This window comes from Streptomyces sp. NPDC036764 (assembly GCF_055609385.1).
On record NZ_JBVJPT010000003.1, the window covers coordinates 384,312 to 404,889 of the forward strand.

Here is a 20,578-nt window from a genome sequence, read left to right on the forward strand (position 1 = left end):
CCGCGCTCCTTTCCTGTTTCACAACTCCGTGGTCACCCAAGCACAGTTGGGCGAGCGCACCGAAGCATTCCGAGATTTCCGTCGGGTTACTTGGCGAGAACAAGACTTCCCGGATTCGGTAAAAGCGCCAGCGACTTGGCAGCAAGAGGCCATGAGGCTGTTGTCGGCGGCACCGCGATGTTTGACTCGAATCGGCCCGCCGGTGCGGGCCCCGGAAACAGACGGAGACCGTGATGCCGAACATGATGCTGGGCCCGATGCGGGTCGACGGCGCATACGAAGGCGAACAACTCACCCGACGCATGGGCATTGAAATCATCACCTGTGAACCGGGACTTGTGGTGGGCACCATGCCCGTCTCCGGCAATCGCCAGCCGGTGGGAATTCTGCACGGCGGCGCGAACGCCGTGTTCGCCGAGACGCTGGGTTCCCTCGCCGCGTTCCTGCACGCCGGCCCCGGTGGCAACGCGGTGGGCGTCGACCTGTCCTGCACCCATCACCGCTGGGTCTCCTCGGGAACCGTGACCGGGGTGTGCCGGCCCCTGGGCGAACGGCAGGCCATGGCCAGCTACGAGATCGTCATCACCGATGACTCCGGCAACCGGACCTGCACGGCACGGCTGACCTGCGCCATCCGGCGCGGCGGCGGTCGCCGACCGGGCGCTCGCCCGGCGTCCGCCGCGAGGCCGGCAGGGGACCAACCCTCACGAACGGAGCACCGATGACCCCGACTTCAGAACGGACCGTGGTGGCGTCCGTCGACGATCACCTCGGCCCGGCGGAGCAGCGCTTCTTCGGCCGCGGCTTCCGCCGGGTCGGCTACGACATCGGCGAACTGCGCCTCACCCGCGCCGCCGACGGGACCGTGCGGGCCGCCTCCTCGGTGGGTGTCAGCTATCCGGCCGACTGGTCGAAGAAGGCCGCCGGCACCGATCTGCGGCCCCACTTCAGCACCGTCGACGGTCTGGTCGTCGCCGCCCAGCTCGCCGAGGCGTGCCTCACCGGAGCGGTCGCGGACCTGCGCGACGCCTGGCTGCGCAAGGTGCGGATGACGGCCGGCAGCAGCCCGCAGGAGGACCTCGAACAACTGCCGGCCCAGGCCACGTTGCGCCGCACCGACCCCCTCGCCGGGGAACCCGGGCGCGCCGTGTCCCTGGTCGACTGCTCGGTCGGCAGCATGCGGATGCGCTGCGAGGTCGTCCACGCCGTACCGACGGGGACGGCGCGGGTCGATCGCACCTACTCCGGCCTCGACGCCCTCCTCGGCCCGGCGGCGGACCGCTATTTCGGCACCGGCTTCACCACCCGTCGCCAGTTGGTCCGCGAGGTGGCGGTGGACCGGCGGGCCCTGCGTGCGGACGCCGCGCTGAGCGTCGTCCACGAGGACGGCGCGACGGTACCCGCCGCCGGTCTGGAAGGGGCGCACCAGCCGTCCGTGTCGATGATCGACGCCTTCGTCACGGCCCTCCAGCTCGCCCAGATCATGCTCTACGACCTCGACGGCATGCGCCGCCAGGACAGCAACACCCTGTGGATGCGGCAGACCACGCTGACCGCCTCCCGCCCCGACCGCCCCACGACGGCGATTCCGGTGACGACCAGGCTGGAGGAGCCCGGACTGCTGCACATGGGCGGCGGCACCTGGCGCACGCTCGACGTGGTGGCCGAACTCGCCGGGCTCCAGGTGCGCTCGGCGGTCGCCCACCGGCTCCCGGAAGGGAACGTGGCGGCATGACCCGAGCGGCCGTGCTCGCCGGCGTCGGCGGCTTCGTGCCCCCGCGCGTGGTGACCAACGACGAGTTGTCCCGGCGGCTGGACACCTCCGACGACTGGATCCGCACCCGGACCGGGATCTCCCGGCGCCATGTCGTCGACCCGGGCACCAGCACCGGTGACCTGGCCGTCGAGGCCGGACGGCGGGCGCTGAAGAACGCCGGAGCGGACGGCGCCGACCTGGTGATCGTCGCCACCACCACCCCGGACCGCCCGTGCCCGGCGACGGCTCCGGCCGTGGCCGCCCGACTAGGGCTGACCGACGTACCGGCGTACGACGTGGCGGCCGTGTGTTCCGGTTTCCTCTACGGCCTCCAGTCCGGCGCCGCCGCCGTGACCGCCGGGTTCGCCGAGTCGGTGCTGGTCATCGGCGCCGAGTCGTTCAGCACCATCCTGGACCCGCAGGACCGCACCACGTCCGTGATCTTCGGTGACGGAGCGGGTGCGGTGCTGCTGCGGGCCGGGGAGCGCGCCGAGCCGGGTGCCGTGCTCGACGTCCACCTGGGCAGCGACGGCTCGATGGCGGACCTGATCACGGTGCGCGGCGGCGGGTCCGAGGAACGGTCCCGCGGCGGGGCTGCGCGCCCGGAGGACCGGTACTTCCGCATGGACGGCAAGTCCGTGTTCTTCGCCGCCGTGCGCCGGATGGCGGAGTCCTCGCGCACCGTGCTGGCCCGCACCGACTGGGAGGTCGCCGACGTCGACCGGCTCGTCGGCCACCAGGCCAACACCCGCATCATCCACGCCGTCGCCGAACAGCTCGGGCTGCCGCCGGAGCGCGCGCTGCTCAACATCGAGCGCGTCGGCAACACCTCCGCCGCCTCCATCCCGCTCGCCCTCGCCGACGGCCTGGCCGACGGCACCCTCAGCGCGGGCGACCGGGTGCTGCTGACCGCCTTCGGCGGCGGCGCCACCTGGGGCTCGGCCACCCTCGTCTGGCCCGACCTCCCGATCGGCTGAACCCGGCGGGCCGCAGCGTCGCGGCCTGTCCGGCTCCCCTTGCACCGACCACGTTTTCGAGGTGACCCATGACCGGTTCCGTGTCCACGATGATCATCGAGATCCTCACCGGCAAGTTCGACATACCGCAGGAGGACGTCGCCCAGAGCACCGTCTTCGAGGACCTGGCGGTCGACTCCCTGGCCCTGCTGGAGATGTCGCTGCTGCTGGAGAAGCGGCTCGGCGTCTCCATCGCCGAGGGTGTGCTGACCGCCGAGCAGTCCGTCGACGAGGCCGCTCGCGCCGTGGAGGCCCTGCGCGCCCCGGCGCCCGCCGGCAGCGGCGTCTGACCCGTGCGCGTCGTCCTGCTCCGGCACGGAGAGACCGACCGCAACGCGGCCGACCGCTTCCAGGGCCAGGCCGACATCCCGCTCAACGACGACGGGGTGCGGCAGGCCCAGCGGGCCGCGCGCTCGCTGCCGGCCGGCGGCTGGTCGGCGGTCTACTCCTCGCCGCTGGCCCGCGCGGCCCAGACGGCCGCGTATGCCGCGGGCCGGCTCGACGTGCCCCACCACCGCGTCGAGGCCCTGCGCGAACGCCATCTCGGCGGCCTCGACGGGCTGCCGCGCGCCGAGTTCGCCCGCAGCGATCCACAGACCATGCGCAGGCTGCTGACCGACCCCGGATACGCCCCGCCGGGCGGCGAGAGCGGCCACGGCGCGCGGGCCCGCTTCTGTACGGCGCTGCACGGCGTGCTCGCCGCGGAGCGGACCGCTGAACGGGTCCTCGTGGTGGCGCACGGCGGAGTGCTGAACCTGCTGGCCACGGCGCTCGTCACCGCCCGCGACGACGAGCCCCGGCCGATGGTCGGCACCTGCCGCGCGCTCTGCCTGGACGCCGAGTGGAACGCGCAGGGGCGCGCCCGGATCGCGCTGCGCCGGTGGAACGCCGATCCGCGGGAGTGCGCCGGCACCGACCGGCCCTCCGCACCCGTGACCTTCGTCGACCTCGACGACCTCACCGCCAAGGAAGTGACCCGCACATGAGCATCGAGATCACCGTTCTCTTCGACGTCGTACCGGACCGCATGGACTCGGTCACAGCCGCGTTCCGTGACCTGTGCGAGGCGACCCGGCAGGAGGAGGGCGCGCTGCGCTTCGACGCCTTCCGGTCCGCGGAGCACGCGGACGTCGTCGTGCTGGTGGAGGACTGGGCCGACCAGGACGCCATCGACCTGCACATGAAGGAGCCGTACGTCGCCGAGTTCCTGGCCCGTACCGAGGGCGCGTTCGTCCGCCCGCCGTACGTCCACCGCCTGCGCGCGCTCGACGCCTGAGCCGTGATGAGCGACATGCAGCGACCGCGCGTCCTCGTCGTCGGGGCCGGTCCCGTGGGGATGGTGCTCGCCGCCGAGCTGCTGCGCCACGGGGTGCGGGCCGACGTCATCTCCAAGCTCCGCAGGCAGAGCCCGCACTCGCGGGCCACCATCCTGTGGCCGCGCATCCTGGAACTGCTGGACCGGGTGGGCGTGGGCCGGAAACTGGTCGAAGGCGGTCACTACTTCGACCAGATGAACTACTACTCGAACAAGAAAATGATCGGCCTGGTCCGCTTCGACAGGCTGCGCGGCGTCGGCTATCCCTTCGCCATCACCATCCCGCAGTGGCGCACCGAGGCGATCCTCGAAGAGCACCTGACGGCGCTCGGCGGGGGCATCGACTACGACACCACGTTCCTCGCCGGCACCCGGCACCCGCACGCGGTCAACTGCCGGCTCCGCCTGCCCGACGGCACCGAGGAGACCCGGGCCTACGACTACGTGGTGGGCGCCGACGGCTACAACAGCGTCGTGCGCGAGGCGTTCGGCTTCCGGTTCGCCGGCCGCACCCTGAAGACCCGGCTGGCCATCACCGACGCCGAGATCCTCGGCGAGACGACCAGCAGCGAGGCGGCGTACTACCTGACCCGCACCGGCAACATGGTGCTGGCGCCGCTCGGCGACGGGGTCTTCCGGGTCGGCGCGAGCGTGCCCGACGACTACACCGGCGACACCCCCGACCGGGCCTTCTTCGAGCGGCTGCTCGCCGAACGCGTCCCCGGCGCGCGGCGGCTCGGCGAGATGCGGTTCAGCGGCGTCTTCACCGCGCACGTGCGCTCCGCGAGCACCTACGGCGCCGACCGGGTCTTCCTCGTCGGCGACTCCGCGCACGCCATGAGCCCGTCCGGCGCGCAGGGCCTGAACACCGGCATCCAGGACGCGGTCAACCTGGGCTGGAAGCTGGCCGGCGTGGTGCGCGGCGACTACCGCCCCGAACTGCTGGACAGCTACGACACCGAGCGCCGGCCGGCCGTCGACGAGGTGGCCGCGCTGTCCACCCGGCTCGCCCGGATCGGGCTGTACTCCACCCGGCACCAAACCCTGGCCCGCGACGCCGTCTACCGGCTGGGCACCGCGACCCAGACCCTGGAGAGGGTTCTCGCGCCCCGGCTCGCCCAGATCGACACCCACTACGGGCCCCGGCCGAGGCGGCGCGCCCTGGTGCCGGGGGAGCGGCTGCCGCTGGGCTGGCGCGAGTCCAGCACCGAGCCCGTGCTCGCCGTGGACCGCTTCACGGTCCTGCTGTGGCCGGGGCTCCAGTACCGCCACGAGCACTGGATGGAGGTCGTCGACGCGCTGCGCGCCAAGGTGTCCGGCGCCGCGCTCGCCGATCTCGGCGGGCGGCCGCCCGGCCCGCTGCTCGGCAAACTCCCGCGCGAGGCCCATGCGTTGGTCGTCCGTCCGGACGGCCACCTGGACGTCCTCGTCCCGCTGGACGCCCGCTCCCCAGAAGCCTGCGCGCACACGGTCACCCGGGCCCTCGCCCGCCATGTGCGCGACACGGCACCGGCGGCCCTCACCGCCGTACCCGCATGACCCTTCGCCCCACCCGTCCCAACCCCTTCCGTCACAAGGAGCTCCCCATGTCCCCCCGCGTCACCCTCACCGAAGTCGCCGACATGACGCCCGAACAGCGCGCGGTCTACGAGAAGTTCGAGTCGAACCTGACCCGTGCGCTGCTGCTGACCAAGAACTCCGCCGCCGCCCACCTCGCGCTCGGCGCCACCTTCACGGTCGGCCTGCTGAGCCTGCTGGACCGCGAGGTGATCGTGCTGCGGGTGGCCAAGCTGCGCGACAGCGAGTTCGAGCGCCTGCTGCACTACCCGCTGGCGCGCAAGGCCGGTCTGGACGACACCGAGATCAAGGCGATCGAGGACGCCCTGTACGACGAACTGCCCGCCGGCCGTGCCGCGCTGGTCCGCTATGTCACCGACTGCATGGTCGACCACAAGGCGAGCGAGGAGGCGTACTCGGAGCTGCGCAAGCACTACTCGCAGAACGAGATCGCCGAGGTCACGCACCTCGCCGGCCACAGCGCCATGACCGCCATGTACCTGGCCAGCCTGGACATCCCGCTCGACGAGGGCATCGCCTCATGGGGCCGGCTGACCGAGGTCCAGGACGAGGTCAAGGGCTGAGGCAGCGACGTGCAGTATGTGCGACTGGGCTCGTCCGGCCTGAAGGTGTCCCGCCTCGCGCTGGGTTGTATGAGCTACGGCGAGCCGGGCCTGGGCACCCACCCCTGGTCGCTGCCCGAGGACGAGAGCCTGCCGTTCCTCGCGCAGGCCCTCGACCTCGGCATCAACTTCTTCGACACCGCGAACATCTACTCCCTCGGCACCAGCGAGGAGTTCCTCGGCCGGGCGCTGCGGAAGCTGACCCGCCGTGAGGACGTCGTCGTCGCGACCAAGGTGTACGAGAAGCTCGACGCGAACCCGCTGTCGGGCGGCTTGTCCCGCTCGGCGATCATGCGCGAACTCGACGCCAGCCTGCGCCGGCTGGACACCGACTACATCGACCTCTACATCGTCCACCGGTGGGACCACGAGACACCGGTCGAGGAGACGATGCAGGCGCTGCACGACGTGGTGCGCGCCGGGAAGGTCCGCTACATCGGCGCCTCGTCCATGCACACCTGGCAGTTCGTCAAGGCGCAGTACGTCGCCGACCTGCACGGGTGGACACGGTTCGTGAGCATGCAGAACCACTACAACCTCATCAACCGCGAGGAAGAGCGGGAGATGCTGCCGTACTGCCTCGCCGAGGGCGTCGGCGTCACCCCGTGGAGCCCGCTGGCCCGCGGCCTGCTGGCCCGCCCCTGGGACACGGAGTCGGCGCGCACGGCGGGCGACCCGATCCAGGAGCGGTTCTACGGGCCCACCGAGCGGGCCGACCGCGCGGTCGCCGCGGTGGTCGCCGAGATCGCCGCCGAGCGGGGCGTGCCCATGGCACGGATCGCGCTGGCCTGGCTGCTGCGGCAGCCGGCCGTCACCGCGCCCGTCGTCGGCGCGACGAGGCCGCATCACCTCCAGGACGCGGTGGCCGCGCTGGAACTGGAGCTGGACGACACCGAAGTGGCCCGGCTTCAGGCGCCCTATGTGCCGCACGCCGTCGTGGAATACGTCTGACAGGCAGGTGGAGAAACCATGGGAATAGCCGACTACGCCCTGGCGATGCCCAGCGGCAAACGCAGCGTCGACGAGGTGAGCCGGGAGTCGGGCCACGGCCCGCAGAAGCTCGCTCAGGTCCTGCCGTCGGGGAAGTTCTCGGTCCTGGCCGAGGGCGAGACCGCCTGGGGCCTGGGCCGGGACGCCGCGGCCCGGCTGCTGCAGCGCAGCCCGGTGCCGCTGGACGAGATCGGACTCGTCCTCTACGCGGGCTCCAGTGAATGGGGTACGCCGTTCTGGTCGCCCGCGGCGAAGATCGCCGGCGAGCTGGGGATCACGCAGGCCCACTGCTACGAGGTCTCGAACTTCTGCAACGCCGGCATGGTGGCCGTGCAGTTGGCCGATGACCAGGTGCGGGCGGGTACGCACAGGTACGCCCTGGTGGTCATCGCGGACCGGCTCAGCGAGCTCGTCGAGTACGGCACGGGCTACATCGAGCTGTTCAACTTCGCGGACGGTGCGGCGGCCGTGCTGCTGACCGCGCAGGCCGCGACCACCCGGTACGAGGTGCTGGGCGGGGCGCACCACACCGACCCGCAGTGGGTGGACTCCTACTACGGCGAGATCAAGAACGGCGAGGTCAAGGTCGAGCGGGGCGAGAAGCTGGACGGCCTCGGCGAGGCCTTCCTGGACAACTTCACCACCCTGACGCACAAGGTCCTCGCCGGAATCGGCGCCGAGGTGGCCGATGTGGCGTACTTCCTCGTCACCCACGGCAACCAGGACACCCACCGCAAGTACCTGGCCGCGCTCGGTGTGGACGCCTCCCGCAGCGTCTTCCAGTACGAGCGCGACGGCCACCTGGGCGGTGCCGATCCGTTCCAGGCGCTGGAGGAGCTGGAGCAGGAGGACCGCGTCGGGCCCGGCGACCTGGTGATCGTCGCGACGGCCGGATCGGGCTTCACCTGGGGGGTCACGGCGCTGCGCCGGACGTGACGTCCCCTCAGCCGACGGCACCCCGGTCCGAAAGGGCCGGGGTGCCGTCGTATCCGCAGGTCAGCGGGGGTGTACCGAGTTCAGGTCCACCGTCAGGAGCTGGAGCGCCGCCTCGTGCGGGGAGTCCGGTTCCGCGTGGTAGAACTTCAGGATGTTGCCGTCCTGAAGATCCGCGGACTGGTACATCAACTCCAGCTCGCCGACGACCGGATGGTCGAAGAGCTTGGTGCCCTCGATGCAGTTGGACACCCGCTGGCGGCACCACAGCGCGGCGAACTCCTCGCTCTGGATGGTCAGTTCACCGATCAGCTCGGCCAGCAGCGGGTCGTGCCGGTGGCTTCCGGAGATGAACCGCAGATACGTCACGTTCGACTCCGACTCGGTCGCCCAGTCCGCGTACAGCGAGCGGACGTCGTCGTCGAGGAAGTTCATCTTGATGATGTTCGGCCGCTGCTCGGCCTGTTCGGGGGCCTCGAAGTCGAGGTGCGGCGCGAACAGCCGGTGGTAGAGGTCGTTCCAGCTCAGGATGTCGCAGCGGTAGTTGAGCACGGCCGCCGCCACGTTCCCGAGCGATTCCACCAGCATCCGTGTGTACGGGCTCACCTGGTCGCCGCGCGGCGCCGGCTCGTGCGGGTTCTGTACCGGCGTACCGATCTTGAGCAGGTAGTCCCGCTCGTCGGGGCCCAGTTGCAGGGCGCGGGCGATGGAGAGCAGGACCTGCGGCGAGGCGTGCGCGGTCTGCGACTGCTCCAGCCGCGTGTAGTAGGTCTGGCTGACCCCCGCGAGCGCGGCCACCTCCTCGCGCCGCAGCCCCGGAACCCGCCGCGAGCCGCTGGAGCGCAGCCCCATCTGCTCGGGCCGGACACGTTCGCGCATCTGTCGCAGGTAGCTGCCGAGATCCGTGTTCACGATGTGCTCCACCCTTTCGATTATGAAGTGCGCTACGGGATCGGCAATGCCGCCCGGAACGGCGTGACCGATGCCACTGCGGCCGGGAAGACGGGACGGGGGAGGAACCGTCTTCCCGGCCGCGGGCCACTGCCCGGGCCTCAGCCCGACAGGGCCGTCCTGCGGCGCAGCGCCACCCACAGCAGCAGGCCGATCACGACCTGGCAGCCGCCGGCGACGCCGATCGCGGTGTGGATGCCGTTCAGTTCCTCGGCGGCGGTCACCGTGCCGTTCCCGATGACGCCCGCGAACACCGCGCTGATCAGCGGGATGCCGATGGCGATGCCGATCTGCTGGCTCTGGGTGGCCATGCCGGTCGCCATGCCCTGCATGTCGGAGTCGACGGAGGAGGTGGCGATGACCATGAAGGACAGTGCCGCCGTCATGGAGAAGAAGGCGTTGACGAACTGGGTGGCGATCAGCGGGATCAGCCAGCGGGAGTCGGAGGTCGCCCACAGCGCGGGCAGCATGAACGCGCCCTGCAGGAACAGGGAGACGCCGAGCAGGGTGCGCGGCTGGACGCGCTGGAGGATGCGCGGGCCGACGGTGCCGGCGATGATCTGGCCCACGCCGATGCCGAGCAGCACCAGACCGGCGACGAGGGACGACAGGCCGAGCACGTCCTGGACGTACAGGCCGGTGAAGAAGATGAGCGCGGTCTCGCCGCCGAAGATGAACAGGGCGGCCAGGTTGCCGAACGCGATGTCGGGCTTCTTCAGCACCCGCACCGGCACCAGGGCGTCGGCGGTGCGGCTCTCCACCGCCCAGAACACGCCCAGCAGGACGGCGGAGGCGATCAGGCAGCCACCGGCGACGAGGTCGAGGCCCTCCTCGCCGACGCGGGTGACGCCGTAGATCCCGGAGAACAGGCCGAGGGTGATGAGCAGGGCGCCGGGCAGGTCGATCCGGGTGCGCTGCGCGGCGCGGCTCTCGTCGACGACCAGCGGCACGACGAGGATCGCCGCGATGGCCACGGGGATGTTGATGAAGAACGCCCAGCGCCAGGAGAACACGTCCGTGAGGAAGCCGCCGAGGATGGCGCCGACGCTGAAGCCGGAGCTCATCATCACGCTGTTCAGGCCGAGTGCGCGGGTACGCAGGGCCGGCTCGGTGAAGGCGGTGGTGAGCAGGGCCAGCGCGGCCGGGGTGACGGCGGCCGTGGCCAGGCCCTGGAGGGTGCGGGCGATCAGCAGCATCGTGGGCGAGTCCGCGATACCGCCGACGAGGGAGGAGACCGCGAGGACGGCCATGCCGACGGTGAAGATGCGCCGGCGCCCCACGTAGTCGCCGACACGTCCGAGGACCAGGGTGCAGCCGGCGGCGCACAGGGCGAACGTCGTGGTGATCCACTGGAGGCTGCCGGTGGAGAACCCGAGGGCGGTGCCCACCTCGGGCAGCGCGACGTTCAGCACGGAGAAGTCGGCGGCCATCATGAACTGCGAGGCCAGGAGCACCACCAGGGCGGCGACCTGGCGTCCGGTCATCCGGACGGGGGTTGACTGCGCGGGGGGCGCGCTCGTGGTGGTATCTGCTGTGGTCATGCCCCCAGCCTCGGGGGCGCGGCCCGGGCCAGCCAGATCCTCCTTGACGGCAGCACTGCCAGGACTGTCACTGGCAGTGCCACCTTCGCGGTCCGCTCAGAACAGGCCCTTGTAGCCCTGCCAGCCGGTGGTGATTCTCGTACGGGCGCCGAAGGAGCCCTTGCCGTCGCCGTTGTTGCGCCACATCGCGCCGGAGGTGTCGCGGGAGACGAGGTCGGCCTTGCCGTCGCCGGTGAGGTCGCCGGCGCCCAGGACGGTGTCGTACGTCGAGCCCCAGTCGTCGAAGACCTTCACCCGGCTCTTGAACGTGCCGGTCCCGGTGCCGTCGTAGCGCCAGAGCTCGTTCGACCGGTCCTGCGCGAGCAGGTCGCCGTGGCCGTCGCCGTTGAGGTCGCCGGCGCCCACGATCTTCTTGTAGCCCGTCCACGCGGACGCGATCTTCACCCGGGCCGCGAGCTTGCCCGTGCTCGTCGCCTTGAGGAGGTAGACGTCCCCGGTCGACGACTTGCGGGCGATCAGGTCGGCCCGGCCGTCGCCGCTGATGTCCCCGGGCGAGGTCAGTACGTCGTACTGGTCGAAGCCCGTGCCCAGCGAGGTGTACCCGGTCGACGGGGTGAGCGCCGCGCCGCAGGCGGGCCGGTAGGCGCGCAGCGTGCCGTTGGAGAAGCGGACGAGCACGTCGTTGCAGCGGTCGCCGCTCAGGTCGCCGAAGGGCACCGCCTTCACCGTCGTCGCCCAGCCGGAGCCCGTGCGCTTGCCGGTGAAGGTGCCGGTGCCGGTGCCGTACTGGTATGTGAGCTGGCCCGAGCCGTTCAGCGTCAGCACCTCGCCGAAGCCGTCCGCGGTGACGAAGTCCCGCCGCACCGGGGTGGCGCCGGTGAGGCCGAGGGTGCCGGTCCTCGTCAGTGCCGTGCCCTGTCCGTCGGCCGGCGCGGCGGTCAGCGTCCAGGTGTACGCGCCGTTGGCGACGAGCTTTGCGGCCGTGTCCTTGCCGTTCCACGAGGTCGCGATCACGCCGCGGGCCGTGCCGCCGGTGAGGGTGCGCACGGTCGCGCCGGTGGCCTTGCGCTTGATCACGAGCTTCCAGGAGGCGGCCGGCTTGGACAGCCACCACCTGGGGTTCCACGACGTGGCGCCGCCCTTGACGTCCGCCGTGGCGGCGACGGACGAGTCGAGCTGGGTCATCGCCGGGACGGGGACGCCACTGGACACCAGGTGGGTGTTGTTCCTGGCGTCGACGTAGGCGATCAGACCGGTGTACGGGTCCACGTCCCACGCCTGCCAGGAGCGCTCGGCCGGCACGGTGTGCGTGACGGGCGTGCCGGTGCGTACGTCGGTCACCTTCAGGCCGCCGTCGCCGGCGGTGACGACGAATCCGTCGCCGAGCCTGGCGGTGTCCCAGGCGCCCTCGGTGAGCGTCAACGTGGTCCGCTTGACGGTGTCGTAGACGCCCTGCGCCTCCTTCGAGCCCACGCACGACCACAGCAGCCGGCGCCCGACGGCCTGGAGGTCCTCCAGCAGACACCCGGCGCCGAACCACACCGGCTCGCCCCGCTCGCCGGTGCGGACATCGACCGGCACGGCGCTGTCGTTGCCGTCGCGCACCCACAGGGTGGTGCCCCACAGCGCGCTGCCGTGCTGGGGCGAGTTGAGCACGGTGCGGCCGGTGTCGAGGTCGACCACCCTCGTCTGGGAGCCGGCCTCGTCGGTGTACTCGGTGGCCATCGCGACGTGGCGGCCCTTGGCGTCCCACACGCGGACGTAGTTGTGCTGGGCGTCGACGGGAGTGCCGGGCACCTGTCCGGTCGGCTGCACGACCCGCGGCACGGGGTCGCCGCCCGAACTCCACGTGTTCCAGAGCACCGTGCGGCCGTCGCCGCTGTTCACGAGCGACGGGTCGGTGCCGGCGGGGTTGGTCGTGATGCCGTGGTTCGTGCGTGCGCCGACGGTGACGGTGGATCCGCTCACGTCGACCGGCCGGCTGTTCAGATACGTACGGCCCTGCTCCAGGTCCCGTTGCAGCACGGTCAGCCGGCCGCCCCGCAGGGTGAGCGTCGGCACCGGATCGGCCACGGGCGGCACCTCGGCGGCGGCGACCCGCCGGGCCACCGGCTTGCCGTCGGCGCCCGCCCGGATGAGCTGCACTCCCCATTCGGCGACGTCGGCGCCGCTGCCGGGCACGAGCAGCCCGCCGTCGGGCGTCGGCACGGCCAGGGACAGACTCTCCGAACGGGCCAGCACCGTCCCCTTGGTCGAGCCGTCGGTGGCGAGCGCGTCGACCCGCCACACCGGCAGACCGCCGTCCTTCTCACCGAGTTGGGCGTCGTAACGGGAGACCAGGAGGGTGTCGCCGACCATGCCCAGCAGGTGGGTCGCGTAGTCGTTCTCCAGCGGCACGGTGCGCACCGGGGTGGTCAGGTCGTCCCGGGAGTAGACGGAGACGGTGCCGGTGCCGTCCCAGGACACCAGGTGGGTGGCGGTGAGAACGACACGTCCGGTGGTGGTGACGGTCGGGTTGTACGGCAGCTCGGTCATCCGGCCGGCCTCGGCGTCGAGCCAGGCGCTCCTGCGCGTACTGCCGAACCAGTGCTGGACCACCATGCCGTGCGCGTCGCCCACGGGTGAGTCGCCGTCGCTGACCGAGCTGATGCCCTCCGGTACGCCCGTCACCGTGCGGTCGCGCACCGTGCCGTCGTCCTGGAGGTCGAGCAGATGCCAGCTCCACCCGCCCGACGACGAGGTGGTCACCACGGTCCGGCCGAGCGTCCCGCGATAGGTGTGGCCGTCGGGCACGGCGATCGTCGTGACCGCCCCCGCGTCCGCCATGTCCCGCAGCGTCACGGTCCGGCTGCCGCTGTCGTACCGGGCGACGACGTCCGAACCGGCGCCGAACTCGGGCATGCCCCAGACCTCGCCGGCCGAGGAGTCCACCACGGTGTCCGTGCCCGCGTAGGTGGTCCACAGATGGCCGCGTCCGGGTTCGTAACGCAGGAACCCCGACGGGCCCGCGCTGAACAGCGCGGTGCGCGGCAGCCGGGACGTCTCGGCGGGGATGACCACCTCCGACGCGGCGGTGTCCGCGTGGGCCTGGAGGGCCAGCGGTCCGAGGCCCATGGCCAGCGTCAGAGATGTGGCGGCGGCGACACCGCGACGTATGAGGGCAGGTCTGCCCACTCGGTTCCTCCACAGGATCCAAGGAGGACGGCACGCGACCGTGACGGAGACCCGACCGACGGATGGCCACGGAGACCGGCCGACACGTCGTCACCGCACGTCAGTGCCATCGGAGATGGCCGGATCGTAGCAGTGGTCCGACGCAGTCATGACACATGATTCCCGCGTCTCGTCCACATCGCCGGCACACCGGCCACGCCACGGTCCTCGCGCTACGCCGCGATGACGGCGACCCCGGTCCTGCCCCCGTCCACATCCACCACGGTCCCGTGCACGAAGGCCGACTCGTCGCCGGCCAGCCAGACCGCGGCGTGCGCGACGGCGGCCGGGGTGCCGACGCCGCCGGCCGGGGTGCCCTTCATCATGACCTCGCCCGGGTGGGGGTCGCTGCCCTCGGGGGCCGGGGGCAGGATCACGCCCGGCGAGATGGCGTTCACGCGCACGCCGAGCGGGCCGAACTCCGCGGCCCAGGCCCGGGTGAGCGTCTCCATGGCCCCCTTGGTCGAGCTGTACAGCGCACCCAGCGGCACGCCCAGACGCGCGATCCACGAGCCGAGGTTGATGATCACCCCGCCGCCCGCCTCCGTCATGGCCGGGACGACGGCGGCGGTGAGGAAGAAGGGCGCCTTGACGTTCACGCCGTAGACCCGGTCGAAGGTGTCCTCGTCGGTGGCGGTGGTGCCCGGGGCCGGGTAGACGCCCGCGTTGTTGACCAGGACGTCGATGCGTCCGCCCAGGACCGCGCGGGCCCGCTCGGCCAGCTCCCGGGAGGCCGCCGCGCTGCCGTCGAGGTCCGCCGCGACGAAGTCGGCCCGGCCGCCGGAGGCCCGGATCCCCTCGACGACCCGCGCGCCCCGCAGCTCGTTGCGGCCGGACACGACGACATGGGCGCCCTCGGCGGCGAACGCCTCGGCGATCGCCTGCCCGATGTTGCTGGTCGACCCCGTGACCAGGGCCGTCTTGTTCCGCAGTCGTTCACTCATGGCGAGCTCTCCCTTGCCTGGCGGTGTACGTGCGGACCAACAGTGCGTCGTGGAAAATGGACCGGCAAGTCCAGAAAGAGGAGGTGGCCGGATGACGGACGTGACCGAGGAGGGCCGGATGACGGACGCGCTGACCGCGAAGGGCCGGGCCACACGCGCCCGTCTCGTCGAGGGGGCGGCCGAGGTGCTGCGCGAGCAGGGGGTCGCCTTCACCACGCTCGACGACATCCGCGACCGCACCGGCACGAGCAAGAGCCAGCTCTTCCACTACTTCCCCGACGGCAAGGACCAACTGCTGCTGGCCGTCGCCCGGTTCGAGGCGGACCGCGTCCTTCACGACCAGCAGCCGCACCTCGGACAGCTCGACTCGTGGGAGTCCTGGCAGCGATGGCGGGACGTGGTCGTGGAGCGCTACGAACTCCAGGGCGACCACTGCCCGTTGGGCTCGCTCTTCCTCCAGGTCGGACGCTCCCGCCCGGGTGCGCGGGCGATCGTGACGGAGCTGATGCGGCAGTGGCAGCGGCAGCTCGCGGACGGCATCCGCGCGCTGCGGGCGAAGGGCCTGGTGTCACCGGCCCTCGACGTGGACCGCACGGCCGGGGCGTTGCTCGCGGGCATCCAGGGAGGCGTGACGATCATGATGTCCACCGGCGACTCGACCCACCTCAAGGCGGCGCTGGACAACGCCATCGCACAGTTGAGGGCGAGTGCGGCGACGGGGTGCCAGTAGGCGACCGGGAGTCGCCCGGCCTCGGGTCAGGGTGCCGTCACGGTCTTCTTGCGGGCGCGGTACGCCGCCGCCTTGATCTTGTTGCCGCAGGACTCCATCCCGCACCACTGCCGGCGCATGCCGCGCGAGCGGTCGATGTAGGTGCGGGTGCACTCCGGGTTGCCGCACTCCTTGAGCAGGGGCACGTCCGGGCCGCTCAGGAGCTCGACGGCGTGCCGCGCCACCATCGACAGGGCCTCCTCCGGCGTCGCCTGCGTCCATCGCCCGGAAGGGGTGAGCTGGGGAACCGCGGGCGGCGTGCGGGCCGCGTTGTTCACGACGGTCAGCGCGGCACCGTCGTACTCCTCACCCAGCCGGCGGGCGGTGATCAGCCGGTAGACGGCTTCCCGTACGGTCGTCGCCTGCTCCACATCGGCCTCCCGGCCCGGGGAGACCGCGTCGACGAGGCCCGACTCCACGTACCATGCGTTCAGCCTTTCCGGCGTCACGAACATCTCGAAACGCACCGTACGGCGCGCTCTGAGCGTCGCGGCGAAGTCGAGTGCCGGGTTGCCGCATACGAAGACATGGTCGAGGTTCACATCACCATTCTGACCGGTGACCATCCTCTCGGGCAACCACTGCCGCTCACAGGCCCAGATCGACGGCGAGGCAGGAGTAGAACCTCCAGGACCCTTCCGGGTCGTGCGTGTACCGCGCCGGGTCGTCCGGCGTGGCCTCCTTCTCCTCGACCATGTCCTCGTAGCGGATCCGCTCGGGCAGCGCGCCGAACCGCGCCCGGCGTGCCGCCGATGCGTTGTCCGTGCCGTTCGGGTTCTCCATGATCTGACTCCCTCCCTGTTCCGGAATCACTTGCCCAGCAGGTGATCCGCGTCGATGACGGCTTGAGCGAAGGCGGCGGGCGCCTCCTGGGGCACGTTGTGGCCGATGCCCGCGAGGGTGCGGTGCTCGTACGCGCCGGTGAACCGGTCCCGGTACGAGGCTCCGTCGCCCGGGGCGGTGAAGGGGTCGCGCTCGGCGTCGAGGGTGATCGTGGGCACCCCGATGACCGGCCGGGCGGCGAGCCGCTTCTCCAGTGCGTCGTAGCGGCGCTCGCCGTCGGCGAGGCTCAGCCGCCAGCGGTAGTTGTGGATGACGATCGCCGCGTAGTCGGGGTTGTCGAAGGCCGCGGCGGTGCGCTCGAAGGTGGCGTCGTCGAAGTCCCACGTCGGGGAGACGGTGTCCCAGACGAGCCGGGTCAGGTCGCGGCGCAGGTCCTTGTCCTGCATGGCGAGCCGGCCGCGCTCGGTGGCGAAGTAGTACTGGTACCACCAGGCGTACTCGGCCTTCGGCGCCAGCGGCTTCAGGTTCGCCTCCCGGTTGGTGACGAGGTACCCGCTCACCGACACCAGCGCCTTGCAGCGTTCGGGCCACAGCGCGGCCACGATGTCGGCGGTGCGCGAGCCCCAGTCGAAGCCGGCCAGTACGGCCTTCTCGATCTTCAGGGCGTCCATCAGGGCGATGACGTCGAGGGCGATGGCCGACTGCTGGGCGTTGCGGAACGTCCGGCCGGAGCGGAACCGCGTCGTGCCGTGGCCGCGCAGATACGGGACGATCACCCGATACCCCCGGTCGGCCAGCAGCGGGGCCACGTCCACATAGCTGTGGATGTCGTACGGCCACCCGTGCAGACAGATGACGGCGGGACCGTGGGCGGGGCCCGACTCGGCATAGCCGACGTCCAGCAGACCGGCGCGGATCTGCTTCAGCCGGGGGAAGCCGGTGTGCCCGCCGGGAGCGCCGTCGGAGGCGGCCCGCGCACTTCCCAGCCCGGTCAGCGAAACGGCGACCGCGCCGGAACCGAACCCGAGTGCCTTGCTGAAGACACGCCTGCTGATCATGCGGATCCCTCCATGGGGTGCGTGTACCGGCTGGTGCGATGACTGACTTTCACACGCGGACTCGTCACCAGTCAAGCAGGTGACGAGACTTGGAGATCTCGTCAGCCGTGCACCAGGGCAGCGCTATTCAGCCTCAGAGCTCCCCCTATCATCACCGTCTTGACTAGTAACGAAGAGACTGCCAACATCCAGTCACCACCTGAACCGGTGACGCACGAAACCGACTCACAGCATCACGAGAGGGAGATCAGTCATGGCCGTCAGCTACACAGCCGTGGTGAACGTCGACGGAGAGGGCCGCAACGGGGGCCGTGTCCGTTCCGAGGACGGGATTCTCGAGACCACGCTGGCCATACCGAAGGAGTTCGGCGGCGCCGGCAACGCCACCAATCCGGAGCAGCTCTTCGCGGCGGGCTGGGCGGCCTGTTTCCTGGGCGCCGTGCGCCGCGCCGCCGCCGAGCGCAAGGTGCGGCTGTCGAGCACCGCCATCACCGCCGAGGTCACCCTTCACCACGGCGACGACGGCGAGTTCGGCCTGGCCGCCGTACTGAACGTCGAACTCGGCGGCGTGGACCGGGAGACCGCCACGCAACTGGGCGCGGCGGCCCACCAGATCTGCCCCTACTCCAAGGCCACGCGCGGGAACATCCCGGTCACGATCAACGCCACGGCTGTCTGACCGGCTGCCAACGGGTGAACCTGCCGTGCGGCGGGTGGCGGCCGGGCCGGCAGCGGGAAGGCCCTTGCGCATACCGGACCAGCGACGGGCAGGGAGCGTCCCGATGCCGAAGTTCCTCATCCAGGCGAGCTACACGTCCGAGGGCACCAAGGGGCTGCTCAAGGAGGGCGCGAGCGGCCGCCGCGCTGCCGTCGACCAGGTCGTCAGCAGCCTCGGCGGCAAGGTCGAAGCCATGTACTTCGCGTTCGGGCAGGACGACCTCGTCATCATCGTCGACTTCCCCGACCCGGTCTCCATGGCCGCCGTCAGCCTCACCGTCAAGGCCAGCGGCGCCCTCCACACCCGGGCCACGCCCCTGCTCACCGTCGACGAGATCGACGAGGCGTCCCGCCGGCAGGTCGCCTTCCGCGCGCCGGGATCGTAGACCCGCCCCCTGGAGAGGGCGGCCGTCCGGCAGCCGCCTTCGCGTTCGCACTCGAACAGGTTTCCTTCGACGGGCGGCGCCCGGCGCCCAAGGTTCCCTGCGTAACCTTGAAGAGGCTCGCGGTCGACAGCCTTGCCGGCCGGGCTGGTTCACCCGAGCGAATGCGAAGGATCCGCGAACGTGTCGTTGCACAACAGTCGTCTCAGGCTCGCTGCCGTCGCCCTCGTGGTGACGCTGTCCGCCCTGGCCATGGCGGGCCCGGCCATGGCGACCCCGGCCGTCGCGACCCCGGCCGTCGCGGCCCCGCGGGAGCAGGCCCGCACGGCCGCCCCGGCGCCCACCGGCTTCGTCGACCTGCCCACCGGTCCCCTCCGGGCCGATGGCCGGCGGCACGAGGTCACCCTCACCCACCGCAACGACGCAAAGGCGGACCGGACCGTCGCCCCGCAGCTCCTGGTGCTGTCGCCGGACGCGGGCCCCTTCCTCGACCCGGCGGACATCAGGGTGGAACGACGCACCGCACACGGCGGCTGGGTGCCCGTGCCGGTCCGCTCCCAGGCCGGCACGCTCTTCACCGACCTGCCGGCCGCCCGGCGCACCCTGCACCCGGGCGAGACCCTCACGCAGGTCTACCGGCTCACCGTCGTCGACCCACGGGCGAAGGGCACGGTGGCCCCGAGGGTGGCCCTCTACGGCTGAACCGCCTCGGGAAGCCGTGGAACTCCTGGGGCGGGGCGGACGTTGGCTGGATGGCACACGAAGCGCACGAGGACTACCGGAACGACCGGGCTGAAGCCGAGGTGGCACGGATGGCGATGTGGGATCGGATCAAGGACCAGGCCAAGGGGTTGCAGCAGCAGGCCCAGGGCGCGCGGGGGGCCGGTGGACACGGGCAACCCGGGGCGGGGTCCGGTGGCCGCGGGCGATCGGGCGGGGGATCCAAGGCGCAGCTCGTCGGCGCGCTGAAGTCCCAGCTCACCTCGCTCAAGACGGAGCTGAAGAGCGGTGCCTACCGGGACGCCAGCATGGCGATGTGCGCTCTGGTCGCCGCCGCGGACGGGAATGTCGACCCCGCCGAGCGCCAGCACGTGGAGTCGCTGATCCTCAACAACGACGTCCTTCAGAACTTCCCGTCCGAGCAGCTCCGCCAGCGGTTCAACAAGCACGTCGACCAGATGTCGTTCAACTTCCAGCAGGGCAAGGCCGAGGCCCTTCAGGAGATCGCCAAGGCCGCGAAGAAGCCCACGGAGGCCCGGGCGGTCGTGCAGACCGGTTTCGTGGTTGCGGGTGCGGACGGATACATCGCACCGGCCGAGGAGCAGGTCCTGCGCGAGGCATGCCAGGCACTGGGGCTGCCCGCCCAGGAGTTCGGCCTCTGACGGACTGCGGTGGGGCCGCGTCAGCCGACGTCCGCGATGAAGCAGACGAGCGGGGCCGGTCCCCTCACGGGCTGGCCCGAGGGGCGGCGGCCGTACTCCTGAGAGCGTCCGGACTCCTGTCAGCACCGGACTCCTGAGAGCACCGGACTCCTGAGAGCATCCGGCCGCCGCCCCTTCCCCCGTTCGACCGGGTGTTACGCGATGGTCCAGCCGACGCTGCCGACACCCGTGCTGTACCAGGCACAGGTGGCGGAGGACTGGCCGTACTGGCCCGGGTTCAGGGTCACCCAGTCGCCGGAGACGTCGGGGGCCCGGCCGCAGACGACCTCGGCGCGGAACCGGATGGTGCGGTCGCTGTTGTTCGTGCAGCTAGCGATGCCCCGGTCCGTGTCGACACCGTGGACCGCGCCACGGCAGTCGACCGAGCCCGCGGCCGACGCCGGGGCGGCCATGGCGCCGACGGACAGGGCCACCGCCGAGACGGTGGTGGCCAGACCTGCGGCGAACATCTTCCTACTGCGGATCATTCGTGCCCCTGAGAGGTTGCGGTTTGCATGTGCTGACCTCAGTGAAGGGCGCGGGGACGACCCCGGGTACCTGACATCTGTCAGGGTGCCCGGCCGTTCCTGTGGATCCCGCGTATCCCC

23 protein-coding genes are annotated in these 20,578 nt (G+C 71.4%); 15 read left to right on the forward strand and 8 right to left on the reverse strand.

Annotated features, from left to right (window positions below):
* Window positions 1-233: 233 nt before the first annotated feature.
* The 10 genes from ACZ69Q_RS16695 to ACZ69Q_RS16740 all read left to right on the forward strand — a co-directional run bounded on the left by ACZ69Q_RS16695 (window position 234) and on the right by ACZ69Q_RS16740 (window position 8,193).
* Window positions 234-725 carry a hotdog fold thioesterase gene (locus ACZ69Q_RS16695; protein WP_471042633.1) on the forward strand — a complete coding sequence of 164 codons (492 nt, stop codon included), beginning with the start codon at window positions 234-236 and terminating at the stop codon, window positions 723-725.
* Window positions 722-1,735, forward strand: coding sequence for an AvrD family protein (locus tag ACZ69Q_RS16700; RefSeq protein ID WP_471042087.1), 1,014 nt, complete (start codon window positions 722-724; stop codon window positions 1,733-1,735). The genes ACZ69Q_RS16695 and ACZ69Q_RS16700 overlap by 4 nt, the downstream gene beginning before the upstream one ends.
* Window positions 1,732-2,733 carry a beta-ketoacyl-ACP synthase III gene (locus tag ACZ69Q_RS16705; protein WP_471042088.1) on the forward strand — a complete coding sequence of 334 codons (1,002 nt, stop codon included), beginning with the start codon at window positions 1,732-1,734 and terminating at the stop codon, window positions 2,731-2,733. Before ACZ69Q_RS16700 ends, ACZ69Q_RS16705 begins: the two co-directional genes overlap by 4 nt.
* A gap of 68 nt (window positions 2,734-2,801) precedes the next feature.
* Complete coding sequence (locus ACZ69Q_RS16710; protein WP_471042089.1) at window positions 2,802-3,062, forward strand: phosphopantetheine-binding protein; 261 nt, start codon at window positions 2,802-2,804, stop codon at window positions 3,060-3,062.
* Window positions 3,063-3,065: 3 nt separating this feature from the next.
* A complete protein-coding gene (locus ACZ69Q_RS16715) occupies window positions 3,066-3,758 on the forward strand; it encodes a histidine phosphatase family protein (protein WP_471042091.1) in 693 nt (230 codons plus the stop codon).
* Window positions 3,755-4,048 carry a putative quinol monooxygenase gene (locus ACZ69Q_RS16720; protein WP_471042093.1) on the forward strand — a complete coding sequence of 98 codons (294 nt, stop codon included), beginning with the start codon at window positions 3,755-3,757 and terminating at the stop codon, window positions 4,046-4,048. Before ACZ69Q_RS16715 ends, ACZ69Q_RS16720 begins: the two co-directional genes overlap by 4 nt.
* A gap of 15 nt (window positions 4,049-4,063) precedes the next feature.
* A complete protein-coding gene (locus ACZ69Q_RS16725; protein ID WP_471042095.1) occupies window positions 4,064-5,626 on the forward strand; it encodes an FAD-dependent oxidoreductase in 1,563 nt (520 codons plus the stop codon).
* Window positions 5,627-5,673: 47 nt separating this feature from the next.
* Window positions 5,674-6,228 carry a carboxymuconolactone decarboxylase family protein gene (locus ACZ69Q_RS16730; RefSeq protein ID WP_471042097.1) on the forward strand — a complete coding sequence of 185 codons (555 nt, stop codon included), beginning with the start codon at window positions 5,674-5,676 and terminating at the stop codon, window positions 6,226-6,228.
* A gap of 9 nt (window positions 6,229-6,237) precedes the next feature.
* Window positions 6,238-7,218, forward strand: a complete 981-nt coding sequence (locus tag ACZ69Q_RS16735) for an aldo/keto reductase (protein ID WP_471042098.1) — start codon at window positions 6,238-6,240, stop codon at window positions 7,216-7,218.
* A gap of 18 nt (window positions 7,219-7,236) precedes the next feature.
* Window positions 7,237-8,193, forward strand: a complete 957-nt coding sequence (locus ACZ69Q_RS16740; RefSeq protein ID WP_471042100.1) for a 3-oxoacyl-ACP synthase III family protein — start codon at window positions 7,237-7,239, stop codon at window positions 8,191-8,193.
* Between the two features lie 60 nt (window positions 8,194-8,253).
* Here the strand turns inward: ACZ69Q_RS16740 and ACZ69Q_RS16745 are convergent, their stop codons facing one another.
* The 4 genes from ACZ69Q_RS16745 to ACZ69Q_RS16760 all read right to left on the reverse strand — a co-directional run bounded on the left by ACZ69Q_RS16745 (window position 8,254) and on the right by ACZ69Q_RS16760 (window position 14,839).
* On the reverse strand, window positions 8,254-9,102 hold the full coding sequence (locus tag ACZ69Q_RS16745; RefSeq protein ID WP_471042101.1) for a helix-turn-helix transcriptional regulator: 849 nt from the start codon (window positions 9,100-9,102) through the stop codon (window positions 8,254-8,256).
* A 140-nt stretch (window positions 9,103-9,242) separates the two neighbouring features.
* Window positions 9,243-10,682, reverse strand: coding sequence for an MFS transporter (locus tag ACZ69Q_RS16750; RefSeq protein WP_471042103.1), 1,440 nt, complete (start codon window positions 10,680-10,682; stop codon window positions 9,243-9,245).
* Window positions 10,683-10,778: 96 nt separating this feature from the next.
* A complete protein-coding gene (locus ACZ69Q_RS16755) occupies window positions 10,779-13,856 on the reverse strand; it encodes an FG-GAP-like repeat-containing protein (protein WP_471042104.1) in 3,078 nt (1,025 codons plus the stop codon).
* 212 nt (window positions 13,857-14,068) lie between these two features.
* Window positions 14,069-14,839, reverse strand: a complete 771-nt coding sequence (locus ACZ69Q_RS16760) for an SDR family NAD(P)-dependent oxidoreductase (RefSeq protein ID WP_471042105.1) — start codon at window positions 14,837-14,839, stop codon at window positions 14,069-14,071.
* 118 nt (window positions 14,840-14,957) lie between these two features.
* Here ACZ69Q_RS16760 and ACZ69Q_RS16765 point away from each other — a divergent pair, with 118 nt between their 5' ends.
* Entirely contained in the window at window positions 14,958-15,569 is a 612-nt protein-coding gene (locus tag ACZ69Q_RS16765; protein ID WP_471042634.1) for a TetR/AcrR family transcriptional regulator, read from the forward strand.
* Between the two features lie 26 nt (window positions 15,570-15,595).
* On the opposite strand, the gene ACZ69Q_RS16770 is transcribed toward ACZ69Q_RS16765, so the two are convergent.
* From ACZ69Q_RS16770 to ACZ69Q_RS16780, 3 genes are read right to left on the reverse strand one after another with little or no spacing between them, the layout of a single operon-like run.
* Complete coding sequence (locus ACZ69Q_RS16770; protein WP_471042106.1) at window positions 15,596-16,150, reverse strand: CGNR zinc finger domain-containing protein; 555 nt, start codon at window positions 16,148-16,150, stop codon at window positions 15,596-15,598.
* Between the two features lie 46 nt (window positions 16,151-16,196).
* Complete coding sequence (locus ACZ69Q_RS16775; protein ID WP_471042108.1) at window positions 16,197-16,391, reverse strand: hypothetical protein; 195 nt, start codon at window positions 16,389-16,391, stop codon at window positions 16,197-16,199.
* Window positions 16,392-16,417: 26 nt separating this feature from the next.
* Window positions 16,418-17,449 carry an alpha/beta fold hydrolase gene (locus ACZ69Q_RS16780; protein WP_471042110.1) on the reverse strand — a complete coding sequence of 344 codons (1,032 nt, stop codon included), beginning with the start codon at window positions 17,447-17,449 and terminating at the stop codon, window positions 16,418-16,420.
* 253 nt (window positions 17,450-17,702) lie between these two features.
* On the opposite strand from ACZ69Q_RS16780, the gene ACZ69Q_RS16785 reads away from it, so the two are divergent.
* The 4 genes from ACZ69Q_RS16785 (at window position 17,703) to ACZ69Q_RS16800 (ending at window position 19,931) form a co-directional block, all read left to right on the forward strand.
* A complete protein-coding gene (locus tag ACZ69Q_RS16785; RefSeq protein ID WP_471042111.1) occupies window positions 17,703-18,128 on the forward strand; it encodes an organic hydroperoxide resistance protein in 426 nt (141 codons plus the stop codon).
* 103 nt (window positions 18,129-18,231) lie between these two features.
* Window positions 18,232-18,552 carry a GYD domain-containing protein gene (locus ACZ69Q_RS16790; protein ID WP_471042113.1) on the forward strand — a complete coding sequence of 107 codons (321 nt, stop codon included), beginning with the start codon at window positions 18,232-18,234 and terminating at the stop codon, window positions 18,550-18,552.
* A 180-nt stretch (window positions 18,553-18,732) separates the two neighbouring features.
* A complete protein-coding gene (locus tag ACZ69Q_RS16795) occupies window positions 18,733-19,251 on the forward strand; it encodes a signal peptide protein (RefSeq protein ID WP_471042114.1) in 519 nt (172 codons plus the stop codon).
* 110 nt (window positions 19,252-19,361) lie between these two features.
* Entirely contained in the window at window positions 19,362-19,931 is a 570-nt protein-coding gene (locus tag ACZ69Q_RS16800) for a tellurite resistance TerB family protein (RefSeq protein ID WP_471042636.1), read from the forward strand.
* Window positions 19,932-20,125: 194 nt separating this feature from the next.
* Here ACZ69Q_RS16800 and ACZ69Q_RS16805 read toward each other — a convergent pair whose 3' ends face one another.
* Window positions 20,126-20,458, reverse strand: coding sequence for a hypothetical protein (locus ACZ69Q_RS16805; protein WP_471042116.1), 333 nt, complete (start codon window positions 20,456-20,458; stop codon window positions 20,126-20,128).
* Window positions 20,459-20,578: the final 120 nt, after the last annotated feature.

What these genes read in the sequence shown, in the direction of transcription:
- ACZ69Q_RS16720 (WP_471042093.1), top strand. Translation starts at nt 3,755, where the DNA reads ATGAGCATCGAGATCACCGTTCTCTTCGACGTCGTACCGGACCGCATG.
- ACZ69Q_RS16750 (WP_471042103.1), bottom strand. Translation starts at nt 10,682, where the DNA reads ATGACCACAGCAGATACCACCACGAGCGCGCCCCCCGCGCAGTCAACC.
- ACZ69Q_RS16705 (WP_471042088.1), top strand. Translation starts at nt 1,732, where the DNA reads ATGACCCGAGCGGCCGTGCTCGCCGGCGTCGGCGGCTTCGTGCCCCCG.
- ACZ69Q_RS16785 (WP_471042111.1), top strand. Translation starts at nt 17,703, where the DNA reads ATGGCCGTCAGCTACACAGCCGTGGTGAACGTCGACGGAGAGGGCCGC.
- ACZ69Q_RS16710 (WP_471042089.1), top strand. Translation starts at nt 2,802, where the DNA reads ATGACCGGTTCCGTGTCCACGATGATCATCGAGATCCTCACCGGCAAG.
- ACZ69Q_RS16695 (WP_471042633.1), top strand. Translation starts at nt 234, where the DNA reads ATGCCGAACATGATGCTGGGCCCGATGCGGGTCGACGGCGCATACGAA.
- ACZ69Q_RS16800 (WP_471042636.1), top strand. Translation starts at nt 19,362, where the DNA reads ATGGCGATGTGGGATCGGATCAAGGACCAGGCCAAGGGGTTGCAGCAG.
- ACZ69Q_RS16805 (WP_471042116.1), bottom strand. Translation starts at nt 20,458, where the DNA reads ATGATCCGCAGTAGGAAGATGTTCGCCGCAGGTCTGGCCACCACCGTC.
- ACZ69Q_RS16775 (WP_471042108.1), bottom strand. Translation starts at nt 16,391, where the DNA reads ATGGAGAACCCGAACGGCACGGACAACGCATCGGCGGCACGCCGGGCG.
- ACZ69Q_RS16740 (WP_471042100.1), top strand. Translation starts at nt 7,237, where the DNA reads ATGGGAATAGCCGACTACGCCCTGGCGATGCCCAGCGGCAAACGCAGC.
- ACZ69Q_RS16790 (WP_471042113.1), top strand. Translation starts at nt 18,232, where the DNA reads ATGCCGAAGTTCCTCATCCAGGCGAGCTACACGTCCGAGGGCACCAAG.
- ACZ69Q_RS16730 (WP_471042097.1), top strand. Translation starts at nt 5,674, where the DNA reads ATGTCCCCCCGCGTCACCCTCACCGAAGTCGCCGACATGACGCCCGAA.
- ACZ69Q_RS16725 (WP_471042095.1), top strand. Translation starts at nt 4,064, where the DNA reads ATGCAGCGACCGCGCGTCCTCGTCGTCGGGGCCGGTCCCGTGGGGATG.
- ACZ69Q_RS16765 (WP_471042634.1), top strand. Translation starts at nt 14,958, where the DNA reads ATGACGGACGCGCTGACCGCGAAGGGCCGGGCCACACGCGCCCGTCTC.
- ACZ69Q_RS16760 (WP_471042105.1), bottom strand. Translation starts at nt 14,839, where the DNA reads ATGAGTGAACGACTGCGGAACAAGACGGCCCTGGTCACGGGGTCGACC.
- ACZ69Q_RS16780 (WP_471042110.1), bottom strand. Translation starts at nt 17,449, where the DNA reads ATGATCAGCAGGCGTGTCTTCAGCAAGGCACTCGGGTTCGGTTCCGGC.
- ACZ69Q_RS16700 (WP_471042087.1), top strand. Translation starts at nt 722, where the DNA reads ATGACCCCGACTTCAGAACGGACCGTGGTGGCGTCCGTCGACGATCAC.